Here is an 18305-nt window from a genome sequence, read left to right as displayed (position 1 = left end):
CTGCCGCCGGGGGTGGAGCGCAGCGAGCGCATCTGGCACAACAGCGAGCTCCTCCACCGGCTCCGGGCGGCCGACACCGCGGAGCGGGGACCCCGGCGCTTCGTCGTCGTGGGCGCGGGCCAGAGCGCGGCCGAGACGACCGACCACCTGCACCGGCGCTATCCGGACTCCGAGGTCCGCTCGGTGTTCTCGCGCTACGGCTACAGCCCGGCCGACGACACCTCGTTCGCCAACCGCATCTTCGACCCCGACGCCGTCGACCACTTCTACGAGGCGCCGGGCGAGGTCAAGCAGATGCTCATGGACTACCACGCGAACACGAACTACTCGGTGGTCGATCCGGAGCTGATCAACGCGTTGTACAGCCGGGCCTACCAGGAGAAGGTCGCCGGCACGCAGCGCCTGCACGTGCACGGCGCGACCCGGGTGTCGGCCATGCGGGACGCCGGCGCCGACATCGAGATCGATCTCGAGTTCCTGCCGACCGGCGAGCGCGAGACGGTGCGCACCGACGTCGTCGTCTACGCCACCGGCTACCGGCCGATCGACCCGACCTCGTTGCTCGGCGACATCGGCGGGTGGTGCCGGCGCGCGGACGACGGCGAGCTGCTCGTGGAGCGCGACTACCGCATCACCACCACGGCGCCCCTGCGCGCCGGGGTCTACCTGCAGGGACCGACCGAGCACACCCACGGCATCAGCTCGACGCTGCTGTCGACGACGGCGGTGCGGGCCGGGGAGATCCTCGACTCGATCGAGGCGCACCGGCCCGCGGGACTCGCTGCGGTCCAGCGCGTCCCGGCGGCGCCGGTGGGGTCGTGAGCACCCTCGCCGACCGCCCCTCGACGCTCGGCGTGGGACGGACGTGGCCGGAGCGGTTCGCCGAGCAGGTCGCCGCCCGGGGCGACGCGATCGCCGTCGAGCTCGGCGACGCGTCGCTGACCTACGCCGCGCTCGCCGACCGCGCCGCCCGGCTCGCCACCGTGCTGCGCGGGCACGGCGCCGGGCCCGAACGGCTGGTGGGGCTCGCGCTCCCGCGGTCGATCGACCAGGTCGTGGCCCAGGTCGCCGTGCTCTGCGCGGGTGCGGCGTACCTGCCGGTCGACCCCGACCAGCCCGAGGAGCGCATCCGCCTCGTCCTCGACGACGCCGCGCCCGCGGTGCTGCTCACGACGCGCGAGCTGCGCGAGGACCTGCCCGCGGAGTGGGCCGGGCGCGCCCTGCTCCTCGAGGACCTGGACCTCGCCGGCGCCGCCCCGGCACCGCTCGACCCCGGGATCCCGGTCACCGGACTGGCCTACGTCATCTACACCTCGGGGTCGACCGGGCGCCCCAAGGGCGTGCTCGTCACCCACGCCGGGGTCGACAAGCTCGTCGCCACCCAGACCGAGCGCCTCGGCGTCGGCGCCGACGACCGCGTGCTCGCCTTCGCCTCGCCGAGCTTCGACGTCGCGTTCTGGGAGCTGTGCCAGTCGCTGCTCTCCGGGGGCCGCCTGGTGATCGTGCCGAGCGAGCTGCGCGCGCCGGTGCCCGAGCTCGCCACGTACGCGCACGCCCACGGCGCAACGGTGATGATCCTGCCGCCGGTGCTGCTCGCGGCGATGCCCGCCGACGTCACGCTGCCGCCCGGCGTCCTGCTCGCCGGCACCGAGCGCGTGGCCCCGGAGCTGGTGGCCCGCTGGGGCCGCGACCACCGGATGTTCAACGCCTACGGGCCCACCGAGGCGACCGTCAACGCGACGCTCGGCGAGAGCCACCCCGACGCCCTCGACGGCGCCTCGGTCCCGATCGGCGTGCCCGACCCGCTGACCACCGCGCGCGTCCTCGACGAGCGCCTCGCGCCGGTCGCCGACGGCGTCCCCGGCGAGCTCTACCTCGGCGGCCCCGGCCTCGCGCGCGGCTACCTCGGGCGGCCCGGCCTGTCCGCCGAGCGCTTCGTCGCCGACCCGTTCGGCGAGCCCGGCGACCGGCTCTACCGCACCGGCGACCTCGTCGTGCGCCACGATGAGGTGCTCGACTTCCTCGGGCGCACCGACGACCAGGTGCAGATCCGCGGCTTCCGGGTGGAGCCCGGTGAGGTCGAGTCGGAGATGCGCGGCCATCCCGCGGTGGCGCAGGCCGCCGCCGTCGTCCGCGACGACCTGCCGGCCGGTCGCGGGCTGGTCGGGTACGTGGTGCCCTCCACCGGGGACACGGCCGGGGACGAGCGCGTGGCCCGACGAGTGTCACAGTGGAAGGAGCTCCACGAGGTCCTCTACACGGCGGCCGACGAGGACGCCGCGCTCTTCGACGACGGCTTCGCCGGGTGGAACTCGACCTACGACGGCACCGACATCCCGCGCGAGCACATGCGCGTGTGGCGCGACGCCGTCGTCGACCGGATCCGCGCGCTGCCGGCCGGTCGTCGCGTGCTCGAGATCGGCGTGGGCAGCGGGCTGCTGCTGACCGAGGTGGCGCCGGAGGTCGAGCACTACGTCGGCATCGACCTGTCCGCCGAGGGCATCGCCGCCCTGGCGCGCCGGGTCGACGGCGACGCCGTGCTGCGCGACCGTGTGGTGCTCGAGACCCGGCCGGCGCACGAGGTCGCCGGGGTCGCGGGCGGCCCGTTCGACGCGGTCGTGGTGAACTCGGTGGCCCAGTACTTCCCGGACGCCGAGTACCTGCGCGCGGTGCTGCGCGACGCGGCCGGGCTGCTCGCGCCCGGCGGGTCGGTGCTGGTCGGCGACGTGCGGCACGCGGGCCTGCTGCGCACCCTGCGCGCCGGGGTGGAGACGGCGCGGGAGCCCTCCGCGGACCTCGACACGCTGCGCCGCGCGGTCGACGCGTCGGTCGCGTGGGAGCCCGAGCTGCTCGTGCACCCCGACTTCTTCCGCGTGGTCGCCGACGAGCTCGGGCTCGCGGCGGACGTGGAGCTCGAGCGCACCCCGTTCCACGACGAGCTCTCCCGCTACCGCTACCACGCGGTCCTCGCCCCTGATGTGAGTACTTTCCGGGCCTGTAGCGCCGGAAAGTACTCACAGGGGCTGACCTGGACCGGGTCGGTCGAGGAGGTCAGGGAAGCGCTGGCGGAGTCGCCGCACCTGCGGGTGGTCGGCGTTCCGAACGCGCGGCTGATCCCCGACCTCGAGGCGCTCGCGCGGGTCGACGGGACCGAGCCGCCCGCCGTGCCCGCCGCCGACCCCGAGGACCTCCTCGCGCTCGCCCCCGGTCGTGCCCGGGCCACCTGGGATCCCGAGGACCCGACGCGCTTCGAGGTCCTCTACGGCGACGCCGGCCCGGCCTTCCGCGGCGGCGGCCCCACCGGCACGACGACCCCCGCGCCGTTCCGCGACGTCACCGCCGTCACCTCCGCGGTCCGCGAGCACCTGCGCGACCGGCTGCCCGAGCACCTCGTGCCCGCCGCCGTCGTCGCGGTCCCGGAGCTGCCGACGCTGCCCAGCGGCAAGCTCGACCGCAGCGCGCTCCCCGCGCCCGACCTCGCCGCCGAGGTCGAGGGCACCGCGCCGCGCACGCCGCGCGAGGAGCTCCTGGCGGCCCTGTTCGCCGAGCTCCTGAACCTGCCGGGCATCGGCGTGCACGACGACTTCTTCGGCGTCGGCGGCGACAGCATCCTGTCGGTGTCGCTGGTCGTGCGGGCGCGCGCGGCCGGGCTGGAGATCACGCCGCGCCAGATCTTCACGCACCGGACGGTGGCGGCGCTGGCCGGCGTCGCGACGGCGCGCGAGGAGACCGCGGACGAGAGCGTCGCCGTCGAGATCGACGACACCGCCCGCGCGGCCCTCGGCGCACTCGGCGACGACCACGACGAGGTCTGGCCGGTCTCGGCGCTGCAGGAGGGCTTCTTCGTCCACGCGGCGCTCTCGGACGTCTACACGGTCCAGGAGGTCGTGCGGCTGCGCGGCCCGGTCGACGCCGGCGCCTGGCGGTCGGCGGTGCAGCGGCTCGTCGCGCGCCACCCGCAGCTGCGCGCGGGCTTCGCGCAGCGTGCCGACGGGCGCGTCGTCCAGGCCATCGCGACGTCGGTCGAGGTGCCGTGGCGCGAGGTCGACCTGCGCGACCTCGACACCCCGGCGACCGAGAGCGCGCTGGACGACGTCGTCGTGGCCGAGCGCGCCGAGCGCTTCGACCTCGCCGCGCCCCCGCTGCTCCGCGCCGCCCTGGTGCACACGGACGACGACGCGGCCGCCCTCGTGCTGACCTTCGAGCACATCGTGCTCGACGGCTGGTCGGTCGCGGTCGTGGTGCGGGAGCTGCTGGCCGACGAGGGCGACGAAACACCCGACGTCGACGCCGGCACCCACCGCGCCCGCTACGCCCGCCTGCCCGACCGGGCCGCCGACCTCGCCGCCTGGCGCGACGCCCTCGCCGGCCTCGACGGTCCCACCCGCCTGCTCGAGGCGCTGGCCCCCGACGCCCCGGTCGGCGGGCCCGAGCCCGAGCGCGCCCCCCGCCACCACCAGCGCCACCTGGGCGTCGACGAGGAGACCACCAGCCGGCTGGTCGCCGCGGCCCGGCGCCGCGGCCTGACCCTCGGCACCGTGCTGCACGGCGCCTGGGCGCTGATGGTCGGGCGCCTCACCGGCACCCGCGACGTCGTCGTCGGCAGCACGGTCTCCGGACGCGACGGCGTGCTGCCCGGGATCGAGGACGCGGTCGGCCTGTTCATCAACACGGTGCCGGTGCGCCTGCGGTGGGCGCCGGAGCAGTCGGCCGGCGACGCCCTCGCCGCCCTGCAGGCCCACCGCACCGAGCTGCTCGACCACGACGGCGTCGCGCTCGCCGCCCTGCAGCGCGAGCTCGGGCACGGCGAGCTGTTCGACTCGCTCGTCGTCGTGGAGAACTACCCGCAGCCGGACGGTGTCGAGGCGATCGACGTCGTCGACGCCGTGCACTACCCGGTCGCGCTCATCGCCGCCGTCGGCCCGCGGCTCGACCTCACGGTCAAGCACGACCCGACCCGCGTCGACGCCGCGGCCGCCGAGCTCGTCGTCGCCCAGCTGCGCCGCACCCTCGAGCGCCTCGCCGCCGACCTCGACGCCCCGGTCGCGTCGATCCCGCTGCGCGACGCGCCGCCGCGCCACCCCGACACCGCGCGCGCCGTCGAGCCCATGACGCTGACCGACCGGATCGCCGCCCAGGTCGCGGCGACGCCGGACGCGGTGGCGTGTATCGGCGAAGACGCCACGTTGACGTACGCCGAGCTGGCCGGGCGCGCCGCCGGGGTGGCCCGGCAGCTGGCGGGAGAAGGCCCCGTCGTCGGCGTCGCCGTCCCGCGCTCGGCGGACCTCGTCGTCGCGCTCGCCGGGGTCCTGTACGCGGGCAGGGCCTACGTCCCGCTCGACCCCGACCTGCCCCGCGAGCGGCTCGCGGCGGTGATCGCGGACGCCGGCGTCGAGGTCGTGGTGACCACCGCGGGGACCGAGCTCCCCGACGGACCGCGCCGCGTCCACGTCGAGGACGCCGGCACCGGCGACGCGCCACCGGTCCCGGCCGACCCCGACGACGCCGCCTACGTGATCTTCACGTCCGGGTCGACCGGACGTCCCAAGGGCGTGGTCGTCAGCCACCGCGCGATCGTCAACCGGCTCGCGTGGACCCAGGACACCTACGGGCTGACCGGCGACGACCGCGTGCTGCAGAAGACGCCGGTCGGCTTCGACGTCAGCGTCTGGGAGTTCTTCTGGCCGCTCGTCACGGGGGCGGCGATCGTCGTCGCGCGCCCGGGCGGGCACCGCGACCCGGCCTACCTCGCGCAGCTGGTCGCGCAGGCCGGCGTGACGACCATGCACTTCGTGCCCTCGATGCTCGAGGCGTTCCTCGCCGCCGACGAGGTCACCGAGGACGCGTCGTGGGCGGCCCCGCTGCGCCGCGTGCTCGCGAGCGGGGAGGCGCTGCCCGCGGGTGCCGCGGCGCGCTGGCGGGCACTCACCGGGGTCCCGTTGCACAACCTCTACGGGCCGACCGAGGCCGCCGTCGACGTCACGCACCACCCGGTGAGCGACGCCGACACGGTGCGCGTGCCCATCGGCGCGCCCGTCTGGAACACCACGCTGCACGTCCTCGACGGCTGCCTCGCCCCGGTGCCCGACGGGGTGCCCGGCGAGCTCTACCTCGCCGGCGTCCAGCTCGCCCGCGGCTACACCGGGCGGCCCGGCCTCACCGCCGAGCGCTTCGTCGCCGACCCCTTCGGCGCGCCCGGTGATCGCCTCTACCGCACCGGCGACCTCGTCCGGCGCCTCCCCGACGGGGAGATCGACTACCTCGGGCGCACCGACGAGCAGGTGAAGATCCGGGGCCAGCGCATCGAGCCCGGCGAGGTCGAGGCCGCGCTCGCCGCGCAGCCGGGCGTCGCCCGGGCCGCCGTGACGGTGCGCCGCGACGGGCCGTCGCCGGCGCTCGTCGGCTACGTCGTGGGAGACGCGGACGGCCTCCGGGAGGCCCTGGCCCGGGAGCTGCCCGAGGCCATGGTCCCGGTCGCGGTCGTGGCGCTCGACGCGCTGCCCCTGACCGCCAGCGGCAAGCTCGACCGCAAGGCCCTCCCGGCGCCCGAGCTGACGGCGGGCCCGGCGCGCGAGCCGGCGACCGAGGCCGAGCGGGTCCTCTGCGCGATCTTCGCCGAGGTCCTCGGCCGCGAGAGCTGCGGCCCCGACGACGACTGGTTCGCCCTCGGCGGCGACTCGATCTCCGCGATCGGCGTCGCGAGCCGGGCGCGCCGCGCGGGCCTGGCCGTCGGGCCCGCCGAGGTGTTCGCCGGCCGCAGCCCGGCCGGTGTCGCCGCCCGCGTGCCGGAGACGTCCGCCGACACCACGCGCGTCGAGGACCTGCGCCAGCCCGTGTCCCCGGACGCGGTCACGGCGGACGTCGCCGTCGCCGAGGTCTGGCCCCTCTCGCCCCTGCAGGAGGGCCTGTTCTTCCACGCCGGGCTCGACGGCGAGGCCGACGTCTACCGCATCCAGGAGACGGTCGACCTCGACCACCGCCTCGACGCCGACCGCCTGCGCGGCGCGGTGGCGACGCTGCTCGCCCGCCACGACGCGCTGCGCGCCGGCTTCACCAGCGAGGGGCTCGAGGAGCCGGTGCAGTTCGTGGCCGCCTCCCTCGAGCCGCCGGTGACCGTCGTCGACGCGCCCGACGACGACGCCGTCGCGGCGGCGACCGCCGACGACCGCGCGGCCGGGTTCGACCTCGCGTCGCCGCCGCTGTTCCGCGTCGTGCTCGTACGCGGTCCGGAGAGCGACCGCCTGCTGATCTCGCGGCACCTGCTGCTGTGGGACGGCTGGTCGGCGTGGACGGTGCTCGCGCAGCTGCTCGGCGCCTACGCCGGCGACGAGCTCGAGCCCGCCGGCTCCTACCGCGACCACCTCGCCTGGCTCGCCGCCCAGGACACCGACGCCGCGATGGACGCCTGGCGGACCGCGCTGGCGGGGCTCGAGGAGCCGACGCTCGTCGGTCCGGACACCTCCGAGCCGCTGCGCGAGCAGGACCTCGAGCTCGACGCCGACGTCACCGAGCGGCTGCGCGCGCTGACCCGCGAGCGGGGGATCACCGCGCACACCGTGCTGTCGACGGTGTGGGGGCTCGTGCTCGCCGCGGCCACCGGGCGCTCCGACGTCGTCCTCGGCACCACGGTCGCCGGGCGCCCGGACGCCGTGCCGCACGTGGAGACGACCGTCGGCCTGTTCCTCACGACCGTGCCCACCCGCCTCGTGCTCGACGGCGCCGAGCCGGCCGGGGCGCTGCTGGCGCGGGTGCAGTCCGAGCGGCTCGGGCTCCTCGCGCACGAGTGGGTCGGCCTGGGCGCGATCCAGCGCGCCGCGGGCCAGCGGACCCTGTTCGACACGCTGTTCGTCTACCGCCCCGAGGGCGGCGAGGAGCGCATCGCCGACCTCTCGGCCCGCCACGGCGTCACGGCGCTGCGCAACGACGACGCCACGCACTACCCGCTGACGTTCATCGTCACCCCGGGGGAGCGGATGCGGCTCACCCTGGCGCACACGCTGCCCGACGACGAGGCGCAGGCCTGGCTCGACCGCTTCACGACCCTGCTCGACCAGGTCCTCGCCGGGCCCGACACGGCGGTCTCCGCCCTGGACCCGCTGCTGCCCGCCGAGCGCGAGGCCGTCGTCGCCGGACGCGACGGGGCGCCCGTCGACCTCGGGAACGTGACCGTCGCCGACATGCTCGCCGAGCGCGCGGCGCGGGTGCCCGACGACCTCGCGCTGGTGTCCGGGGACGTGGAGCTCACCTACCGCGAGCTCGACGCCGCGATCGACCGCACCGCGCGCCTGCTGCGCTCCCGCGGCGCCGGCCCCGAGACGGTCGTGGCGCTCGCCGTCCCGCGCTCCGCCGAGACCGTCGTCGCGCTGTTCGCCGTGCTCCGGGCGGGCGCGGCCTACCTGCCGCTCGAGCTCGACCACCCCGACGAGCGGCTCCGGGAGACCCTCGCCGACGCCGAGCCGGTCGCGCTGGTGACGCTCGCGCGGGTCGCGGACCGGTTCAGCGGCGTGCCCGCGCTGGTGCTCGACGACCCGGCGGTCGCCGCCGAGCGGGACGCGCTGCCGGCCGGCCCGCTCGAGGACGCCGAGCTGGGCGACTTCGCCCGCGACCGCGCCGACCGCCTCGACCGCCCCGCCTACCTGATCTACACGTCGGGCTCGACCGGCAAGCCCAAGGGCGTCGTCACCCCGTACCGCGGGCTGACGAACATGCAGATCAACCACCGCACCGAGATCTTCGACCCGGTGGTCGCCGCGGCCGGGGGACGCCGCCTGCGGATCGCGCACACCGTCTCGTTCGCCTTCGACATGTCGTGGGAGGAGCTGCTCTGGCTCGTCGAGGGCCACGAGGTGCACGTCCTCGACGAGGAGCTACGCCGCGACGCGACCCGGCTCGTGGCGCACGCCGCCGAGCACGCCGTGGACGTCGTCAACGTGACCCCGACCTACGCCGAGGCGCTGATCGAGGAGGGGTTGCTCGCCGACCGCGGCATGCCCCTGGTGCTGCTCGGGGGCGAGGCCGTGTCGGACACGGTGTGGTCGACCCTGCGCGACACCGACGGGACGCTCGGCTACAACCTCTACGGGCCGACCGAGTACACGATCAACACGCTGGGCGGCGGCACCGGGGACAGCGCCACCCCGACGGTCGGGCGCCCGATCACCAACACCCGCGCGCACGTGCTCGACGAGTGGCTCCGCCCGGTCCCCGACGGCGTCCCGGGCGAGCTCTACATCGCCGGCACCGGCCTGGCCCGCGGCTACTGGCGCCGCGCCGGGCTCACCGCCGAGCGCTTCGTCGCCGACCCCACCGACCCCGCCGGCGGCCGGATGTACCGCACGGGCGACCTCGTGCGGCGGCGCCCGGGCAGCGGCGGCGTCCTCGACTTCCTCGGCCGCACCGACGACCAGGTCAAGATCCGCGGGCACCGCGTCGAGCCGGGGGAGGTCGCCGCGGCGCTGACCTCGCACGACGCCGTGGCGCGCGCGGCCGTCGTCGCCGACCGCTCGGGGCCGGGCGGTTCGGCACGGCTGATCGGGTACGTGGTGCCCGCGGCGGGAGACGCAGCGCAGCGGAGCTCGACCATCGATACAGCGCTCGACGTCGCGGCCGTCCGCGACGACCTCCGCGCCCGCCTGCCCGACCACCTCGTCCCGGCCGCGCTCGTCGAGGTCGACACGCTGCCGCTCACCGTCAACGGCAAGCTCGACACCGGCGCGCTCCCGACGCCCGACCTGGCGCCGGCCGGCGGCGGGCGCCCGCCCGCGACGGAGGCCGAGGAGACCCTCTGCGGGATCTTCGCGGCGGTGCTCGACGTCCCGCGCGTCGGGCCCGAGGACGACTTCTTCGACCTCGGCGGCCACTCGCTCATCGCCACGCGCCTGCTCTCGCGCGTGCGCACCGCGCTCGGTGCCGACGTCGCCCTGCGCGACCTGTTCGATGCGCCGACCCCGGCCGCGCTCGCCGGGCGGGCGGGCACCCGCGGGGCGGCCGAGCCGCGGCCCGAGCTCGTCCCCCGCGAGCGGCCCGCGGAGCTCCCGCTCTCGGCCGCCCAGCAGCGGCTGTGGATGCTGGCGCAGCTCGACGAGACCGGCGGCTCGGCCAACAGTGCGTACCACTACCCGATCGTGCTGCGGGTGCGTCCCGACGGCGCGCGCCTCGACGTGGACGCCCTGTCCGCCGCGCTCGACGACGTCGTCGCCCGCCACGAGCCGCTGCGCACGCTGATCGACGGCGGCTCCCAGCGGGTGCTGACCGACGTGCGGGTGCCGCTGACGCGGGCGTCGGCGGCGTCCGAGGAGGAGGCCGCGGAGATCGTCGCGGCCGAGGTCGCGCGCCCGTTCGACCTCACGCGCCGCCCGCCGCTGCGGGCGACGGTGATCGAGGTCGGTGACGAGCACCTGCTCGTCCTCGTCCTGCACCACATCGCGACCGACGAGTGGTCCGACGGCCCGCTGTTCGCCGACCTCGCCGCGGCCTACGCGGCGCGACGCGACGGGCACGCGCCGGACCTCGCCCCGCTGCCGGTGACCTACGCCGACTACGCGCTCTGGCAGGCCGAGCTGCTCGGCGACGGGTCGTCGGAGGCCGGTCGCCAGCTCGCGTTCTGGGCCGAGGCGCTCGCCGGCGCGCCCGAGGAGCTGGAGCTGCCCACCGACCGTCCGCGGCCGGCGACGCCCAGCTTCACGGGCGGGACGGTCGCGCTGCCACTCGACGCCGACGTGGCCGAGGGCCTGCGGACCCTCGCCCGCGACCGCGGGGCCAGCACCTTCATGGTGCTGCAGGCCGCCGTCGCGGTGCTGCTCGCGCGCCTCGGCGCCGGGGACGACGTGCCGCTCGGTGCGCCGGTCGCCGGGCGCACCGACCCGCGGCTCGACGACCTCGTCGGCTTCTTCGTCAACACCGTCGTGCTGCGCACCGACCTGTCCGGCGCGCCGTCGTTCGGCGACGTCGTGGACCGGGTCCGCACGGTCGACCTCGCCGCGTTCGCGCACGCCGACGTGCCGTTCGAGACGGTGGTCGAGCACCTCGACCCGCCACGCGTGCTCGCGCGCACGCCGCTGTTCCAGGTCATGGTCGGGCACCACGTCCGCTCGGGAGCACCGCTGTCGCTGCCCGGGCTGGAGGTCACCGAGGACGACGTCGCGGGCACGACCGCGAAGTTCGACCTGGTGTTCTCGTTCGTCGAGTCCGGCGACGACCTCACCCTCCATCTCGAGTACGCCGCCGACCTCTACGACCGCGCGTCCGCGGAGCGGATCGCCGGCCGGTTCGCGCAGGTGGCGGGGGCCGTCGTCGCCACCCCGGACGCGCCGGTCGCCGAGGTCGACGTCCTCGCCGGCGACGAGCGCGCCGTCCTCGAGGCCGTCGAGGGCCGCCCGGACGCCCGCGCCGTGCCCGAGGAGACGCTCGTCGCGTCGTTCGAGCGGCACGCCGACGCGACCCCGCACGCGGTGGCGGTCGCCGACGAGGAGCGCGAGGTGACCTACGCCGAGCTGGACGCGCTCGCCGAGGGCGTCGCCGACCGGCTCGACGGCGTCGGGCCCGAGGACGTCGTGGCGGTCGCGGTGCCGCGGTCGGTGGCGATGGTGGCCGCGGTGCTCGGGGTGCTCAAGCGCGGCGCGGCGTGGCTGCCGCTCGACCTCGCGCATCCGGCGGAACGCCTGGCGCACATGCTCGCCGACTCCGGCGCGGCGCGGGTCGTCGTCACGCCGGAGACGGCTCCCCGGGTGCCGGACGGGCCCGAACCGGTGGTGCTCGATGATCTCGTTGCCACGCCGCGGCGCGAGCGGGCCCGGCCGGACGGCCTCGACGCGGCCGCCTACGTGCTCTACACGTCCGGCTCGACGGGGCGGCCCAAGGGCGTCGTCGTCCCGCACGAGGGGATCGGCAGCCTCGCCGCGACCGCCGTCGACCGCATGGGCGTCGGCCCGGACTCGCGGATCCTGCAGTTCGCGTCGGTCGGGTTCGACGTCGCGGCGTTCGAGCTGACGATGGCGCTGACCGTCGGCGGGCGCCTGGAGATCCTGCCCGACGCGGCCCGGGTCGCCGGCCCGCCGCTGACCGACGCCCTCCACGAGCGGCGGATCACCCACGCGATCCTGCCGCCGTCGCTGGTCGCGGCCCTGCCCGAGGACTGCGTGATCCCGGACGGCACGACGGTGCTGGTCGGAACCGAGACCGTGCCGCCGGACCTCGTCGCGCGCTGGGCCGACCGGCTGGACATGCTCGTCGCCTACGGGCTGACCGAGGCGACGGTCAACTCGACGCTGTGGCCCACGCGCACCGACTGGGCGGGCCCGCTGCCGATCGGCGAGCCCGACCCGAACACGGTCGTGCGGGTGCTCGGGCCGCGTCTCGAGCGGGTGGCGCCCGGGGTCGTCGGGGACCTCTGGGTCGGCGGGCGGGGGCTCGCGCGCGGGTACGTGGGGCAGCCCGGTCTGACGGCGTCCCGCTTCCTCCCCGACCCGCACGGTCGGCCGGGCGCGCGGCTCTACCGCACCGGTGACCGCGCGCGCTGGCGTCCGGACCCGCTCGCCTCCGGGGGCTGGGTGCTCGACTTCCTCGGCCGCGACGACGACCAGATCAAGATCCGGGGCGTGCGGATCGAGCCGGGCGAGGTCGCCGCGGCGCTGTCCGAGCACCCCGAGGTGGCGCAGGCCGTGGCGGTGGCCGACCGGGACGGGGACCTCGCACGTCTCGTCGGATACGTCAGTCCTGTCGGCGGGACCGTCGACGTCGACGACGTGCGCGCCGCGGCGGCCGCGCGGCTGCCCGAGCACATGGTCCCCTCGCTGGTGGTCGCGCTGGACGGGCCGATGCCGCTGACGCCGAACGGCAAGGTCGACCGCCGGGCGCTGCCCGCGCCGGACTGGTCGGCGCTGGTGTCGTCGGCGGCGCCGTCGACGCCGGAGGAGGAGCGGCTCGCGGCGATCGTCGCGGAGGTGCTGCGGCTGGAGCGGGTCGGGGTCGACGACGACTTCTTCGCGCTCGGCGGGCACTCCATGGCCGCGATGCGCCTGGTCTCCGGGGTGCGGGAGGCGCTGGGCGTCGAGCTGGTGGTGCGCGACGTCTTCGAGGCGCCCACGGTCGCCGCGCTGGCGGCGCGCGTGGCCGGCGCCCCGCGCGCCCGGCCCCGCCCGGCGCCGAGCGGGCCGCCGGGCGAGGAGGAGCCGCTCGCGCCGGGGCAGCGCCGGCTGCTCGCCGAGGGCACGGTGCGCCGCCCGGACCACGCGCTGGTGCTCGACGGCCCGTTCGACCGGGACGCGCTCGCGGCGGCGGTCGACGACGTCGTCGCACGGCACGAGCCGTTGCGCACCGTGGTGGGCGCGTCTTCGCGTCGCGTCGCGGCCGCCGGTCCCGGTCTCACCGAGCGGACCGGCGCGCTCGAGGACCTGGCCCGCCAACCGTTCGACCTCGCCGCCGAGCCGGCGTTCCGGGCGCACCTCGTCGACGGCCGCCTGCTGCTGGTGCTCGGCTACACCGCGGTCGACGAGTGGTCGGTGGTGCCGCTGCTGCGGGACCTGTCGACGGCGTACGCGGCGCGGCGTTCCGGTACGGAGCCCGCGTGGACGCCGCTGCCGGTGTCGTACACCGACTACGTGCGCTGGGCGGGGGCGCTGCCGGGGCGGCCGCCGGGGGAGCGGGACGACCTCGTGGGGCTGCCGACGTCGCTCTTCCCGTCCTCCGGGGCCGGCGGCGAGGCGTCGGTGATCGCCGTGGAGCTGGACGCCGGGCGCCGGCTCGCGCTCGACCGGCTGGCGCGGCGCACCCGCACGAGCCTGCTGATGGTGCTCCAGGCCGCGCTCGCGTCGGCGCTGACCGCCGAGGGCGCGGGCTCCGACCTGCCGGTCGTGACCATGGATGCCGGCCGGGTCGACGCCGCCCTCGACGACCTCGTGGGCTCGGTCGCCGACCTCATCGTCGTGCGCACCGACACCTCCGGGGACCCGTCGCCCGAGGAGCTCCTCGACCGGGTGCGGCGCACCGACCTCGCGGCGTTCGCCCACGACACCGCGTTCGCCGACGTCGCCGCGCACACCGGGCTCACCCGCCCGCCGGTGGCGCTCGTGCACCACGAGGACGTGGGGCTGGCGGGGGAGCAGGCGGTGCTCGGGACGCTCGACGCCGTGCCGACCGGGGCGTCGTTCGCCGACCTCACCCTCGCGTTCTGGGAGACCGCGCCGGGCCGCCCGATGGCGATCGAGCTGATCCACGACCCGGCGGCGGTGGACGAGGCCACGGCGCGCCGGATCCTCGAGCGCGTGCTGGCCTTCGCGACCTAGCGTCGAGTTACTGGCTGGTATCGCTCGCCAGGCGAGCGATACCAGCCAGTAATCGGTAGCGGGCTGTCCGCGGGACGCGGGGGGAGCGCGCCGACTGTCGCCGCGGGCACCTGCGGGCGCGGGTTGACCCGGAGATCAGGAGCGGCTCGTGCACCCTGAGCGGCCCGAGGACGTCGATGACGCGCTCCTGATCACCGGCCGCCCTCGGCGACCCGCCCCGCGCCCGCCGCCCAGAGCTCCGCGTACCGACCGCCCGCGGCGAGGAGCTCCTCGTGCGTGCCGTGCTCCACGAGCACACCCGCGTCGAGCACGGCGATCCGGTCCGACGCCGCGGCCTGGGTGAGCCGGTGCGCGACGACGAGCGCGGTGCGCCCGCGCAGCGACCGGTCGGCGGCGGCCTCCAGCACGCGTGCGCCGGCGCTGCCCGCCTCCGCGGTCGCCTCGTCGAGCACCGCGACGGCGGGGTCGGCGAGCACCAGCCGGGCGAGCGCGAGCTGCTGGGCCTGCGCCGCGGTCGGCGTGTGCCCGCCCGTGCCCACGACGGTCTGCAGGCCCTCGGGCAGCGCCGCCACCCAGTCGCGCGCGTCGACCACGTCCAGCGCGGCCCACAGCTGCTCGTCGGTCGCGTCGGGTGCGGCGAGGCGCAGGTCCTCGGCGAGCGGGCCCGCGAAGACGTGCACCTCCTGGCTCACCATGGCGACCTCGCCCACCGACACCGAGCCCGCACTCGGCCGGTGCACCCCCGCCACGATCGTCGCCAGCGTGGTCTTGCCCGCCCCGCTCGCCCCGACCAGCGCCAGGCGCGTGCCGGGCGCGATGTCGAGGTCGACGCCGCAGAGCACCTCGTGGCCCTCGTCGTAGGCGTGCGAGACACCCCGCACGCGCACCGCGCCGCGATCGGCCGGCTCGTCCGACGGCTCGTCCGACGACGACGCCGACGAGGACGCCGACGAGGACGACGCCGGCAGCGACGACACCCCCACCACGCGCGCCAGGCTCGCGCCCGCCGACTGCACGGTGTCGAGGAGGAACAGCACCTCGTTGATCGGCGTGAACAGGTTGATGAAGTACAGGGCCGCCGCGCTCGCGACGCCCACCGTCGCGGCACCCGCGTCGACCAGCGCGAACCCGGTCGCGAGCACCGCGGCGACCCCGAGGAACTCGGCGAGGTTGAGCCGACCGAAGAACCCGGTCTGCAGGCGCACCACCCGCAGCGCGAGGTCCACGACCTCCTGGGCGCGCGAGCGGACCCGCCCGGTGTGGTCGTCGTGCAGGTCGAGCGCGCGCACGGTGGCGATGCCGCCCGCGGTGTCGAGGAGCTGTTGCTGCTGGGCGCCGCCGACCTCGCGCTGCTCGAGGTAGAGCGGGCTGGAGCGCCGCACGTACCAGCGCGCGGTGAGCACCTGGACCGGCACCGCCACGAGCGCCGCGAGCAGGAAGCGCCAGTCGAGCACGGCGAGCCCGCCGAGGCTCAGGACGATCACCAGTGCCCCGCGCGTCATGTCGGGCACGGCTTCGCGGACCGCGTCGCCGACCAGCGCGAGATCGGAGGTGACGCGGGAGGTCAGGTCGCCCGACCCCGCCTGCTCGAGGCGGGACAGCGGCAGGCCCAGGGCCCGCGCGACGAACGTCTCGCGCAGGTCGGCGAGCACCTCCTCACCGGCGCGGGCGATCGCGGCCATCCCGACGACGGCGAGCAGGCCCTGCGCGAGCGCCGCGCCGACCAGGCCGAGCACCGGGCCGGTCACCGCGTCGGCCCCGCGCCGCGCCACCACCACGTCGACGATCTGCCCGAGCAGCGGGGGGACGAGCACGCCCGCGACCGCGCTGGCGACGAGCGCGACGAGCCCGACCGTGAGCACCCCGCGCCGCCCCGCCAGCAGCCGCCCCACGGCGAGCCGGATGGCCCGGGCGCCGGCGACGGGGAGGATCGCGCGACTCGATGGTCCGGCTCCGCTGCGCTTCGCGTCCGCCATCAGGTCACCGCCCCGCGATAGGCCGGCGACGAGTCGAGCAGCGCGGCGTGTGTTCCCTCGGCCGCCACCCGCCCGTCGACGAGCAGCACGACCCGGTCCGCGACCCCGAGCAGTGCCGGGCTCGTCGCGAGCAGCAGGGTCGTACGTCCGGCACGGAGATCCGCCAGCCCCTCCGCGATCCGGACCTCGGTGACGCCGTCGATGGCGGTCGTGGGGTCGTGCAGCACGAGCACCGGGGCGTCCGCGGCGAGCGCCCGGGCCAGCGCGACCCGCTGGCGCTGGCCCCCGGACAGCGAGCGGCCCTGCTCGGCGAGGACGGTGTCGGCGCCGTCGGGCAGCACCTCGGCGACCTGGTCGGCCTGCGCCGCGGCCATCGCCGGCACCACCGCGGACCCGCCGCGGGCCGCCGACGCCACGTTCTCGTGCAGCGTGCCGGAGAACAGCTCGTGGCCGTGCGCGGCGACGAGGACCGCGGTGCGGGCGACCCGGGGCGGGTGCGCGGCCAGCGGGTGCCCCTCGACGGTGATCGTGCCGCGCTCCGGGTCGACCTCGCGGCCCAGGCAGGCCACGAGCGCCGCGGCGTCCGCGGGGTCGGCGGCGACGACCCCGACCGTCTCGCCGGCCGCGACCTCCAGGTCGATCCCGCGCAGCGAGCCGTGGTGCAGGTCGTGCAGTGCGAGGGCGGGCCGCTCGGGCACCGCCGGGGTGCCGGGGTCGCCCTCGGCCACCGCCGGGCCGGTGGACAGGATCGTGGCGATGCGCGCGGCCGACGCCCGGCCCTGCGCGATCCGGCCGTTGACCCACCCCAGCATCTCCAGCGGGGTGATGAGGAACTGCGCGAGCCCGACCGCCGCGACCAGCCCCCCGACGCTGATCTGCCCGTCGGCGGCGAGGCGGCCGCCGACGAGGGCGACCAGGGCGAGGAACAGTCCGTTCGCGGCCAGGACCGCGCCCTGGTAGCCGGCCTGCACGCGCGTGGCGCCGAGCGTCGCGCCGAGGGCGTCGCGGCTGGCCCGCCGGTAGCGGGCGACCGCGGCGGGCACGGCGCCGAGGCCCTTGAGCACGCGCACGCCGTCGACGAGGTCGGCGGCGACGCCGGAGGCCCGTGCCGCCCGTTCCTGCTCGGGGCCGCTGCGCCGCTGCAGCGGGACGCCGAGGAAGTGCACGAGCAGCAGCAGCGGCGGCGTGCCGAGCAGGATCAGCAGGCCGAGCGGGACCGAGGTGCGCAGCAGCGCGACGGCCGCGACGAGCATCGCGGCCAGCGCGGCGGCACCGAGGGGCACCGCGAAGTTCACGACCCCGACCCGCTTGGCGTCGGCGACGGCGATGTTCGCGAGCTCCCCGGGCAGCCGGCCGGCCTCGGCGCCCCCGCGGGGGTCGAGCAGACGGTCGGCGACGAGCAGGCGCAGCCGCTGGTCGGCGCGGACGTCGCCGAGCCACGCGCGGCGGGCGCCCCAGCGGTAGCAGAAGGAGAGGACGAGGAAGTCGAGGCCGAGTACAGCGAGCCAGCCGACGAGCGCGACGGGGTCGCCGGCGGCGATCGCGCGGTCGACGACGACCCCGACGAGCACCGGGACGAGCGCCTCGCACCCCTGGTGGCCCATGAACAGGACCGCGGCGGAGGCCACCGGCCCCTTCTGGTCGCGGATGGAGCCGCGCAGCACCGCGGCACCCGAGATCACCGCAGCGCCACGGCGCCGACGCCCCTGTCCAGCACGCAGGACAGGCTCACCTCACAGGGACGGATGGTCAACCTCCCTCGCGCGTCCCCGGGACGAGACGACGGCCACGCCGCGCTGCGTGGCCGACGCCGTCGCCCACGTGGGCGACCGAACGGCCGAGAGCGTACGGGCGACCGCCGCTGTGGCCTCCGGTGTCTCCGCCGGGCCGTGACCGAATGGTCACCGAATGTGGGCGTCGTGACAGTCGCGTCGCCCGATACGGGCGAGTTAGGTTAGGGTCCCCTAACGATCTTGCAGCCCCAGGGCGACGCGGGCGAGGAGTGCGATGAATCGGGAGTCGGGGCGCGCGGGGCCCGGCGGCACGA

General features: G+C 76.7%; 4 protein-coding genes. 2 read left to right on the top strand and 2 right to left on the bottom strand.

Features of this window, described 5'->3' with window-relative positions:
• Both WCD58_RS33410 and WCD58_RS33405 read left to right on the top strand, forming a co-directional pair.
• Nucleotides 1-822 (top strand): SidA/IucD/PvdA family monooxygenase (locus WCD58_RS33410; protein ID WP_337707467.1); only part of this gene is annotated, 822 nt, incomplete at its 5' end.
• Nucleotides 819-14282, top strand: a complete 13464-nt coding sequence (locus WCD58_RS33405) for a non-ribosomal peptide synthetase (protein WP_337707466.1) — start codon at nucleotides 819-821, stop codon at nucleotides 14280-14282. The genes WCD58_RS33410 and WCD58_RS33405, both read left to right, overlap by 4 nt.
• Before the next feature lie 191 nt (nucleotides 14283-14473).
• Here WCD58_RS33405 and WCD58_RS33400 read toward each other — a convergent pair whose 3' ends face one another.
• Together WCD58_RS33400 and WCD58_RS33395 are read right to left on the bottom strand one after the other, a co-directional pair.
• Nucleotides 14474-16258 carry an ABC transporter ATP-binding protein gene (locus tag WCD58_RS33400; RefSeq protein ID WP_337707465.1) on the bottom strand — a complete coding sequence of 595 codons (1785 nt, stop codon included), beginning with the start codon at nucleotides 16256-16258 and terminating at the stop codon, nucleotides 14474-14476.
• Nucleotides 16258-17940 (bottom strand): ATP-binding cassette domain-containing protein, encoded by a 1683-nt coding sequence (locus WCD58_RS33395; RefSeq protein ID WP_337707464.1) that lies wholly within the window; start codon nucleotides 17938-17940, stop codon nucleotides 16258-16260. Before WCD58_RS33395 ends, WCD58_RS33400 begins: the two co-directional genes overlap by 1 nt.
• Nucleotides 17941-18305: the final 365 nt, after the last annotated feature.

This window comes from Actinomycetospora flava, from assembly GCF_037400335.1.
Lineage (GTDB): Bacteria > Actinomycetota > Actinomycetes > Mycobacteriales > Pseudonocardiaceae > Actinomycetospora > Actinomycetospora flava.
This window is presented reverse-complemented; position numbering and strand designations above follow the sequence as displayed.

Excerpts from the sequence above, each read along its gene's own strand:
- WCD58_RS33400 (WP_337707465.1), bottom strand. The coding sequence starts at position 16,258 with ATGGCGGACGCGAAGCGCAGCGGAGCCGGACCATCGAGTCGCGCGATC.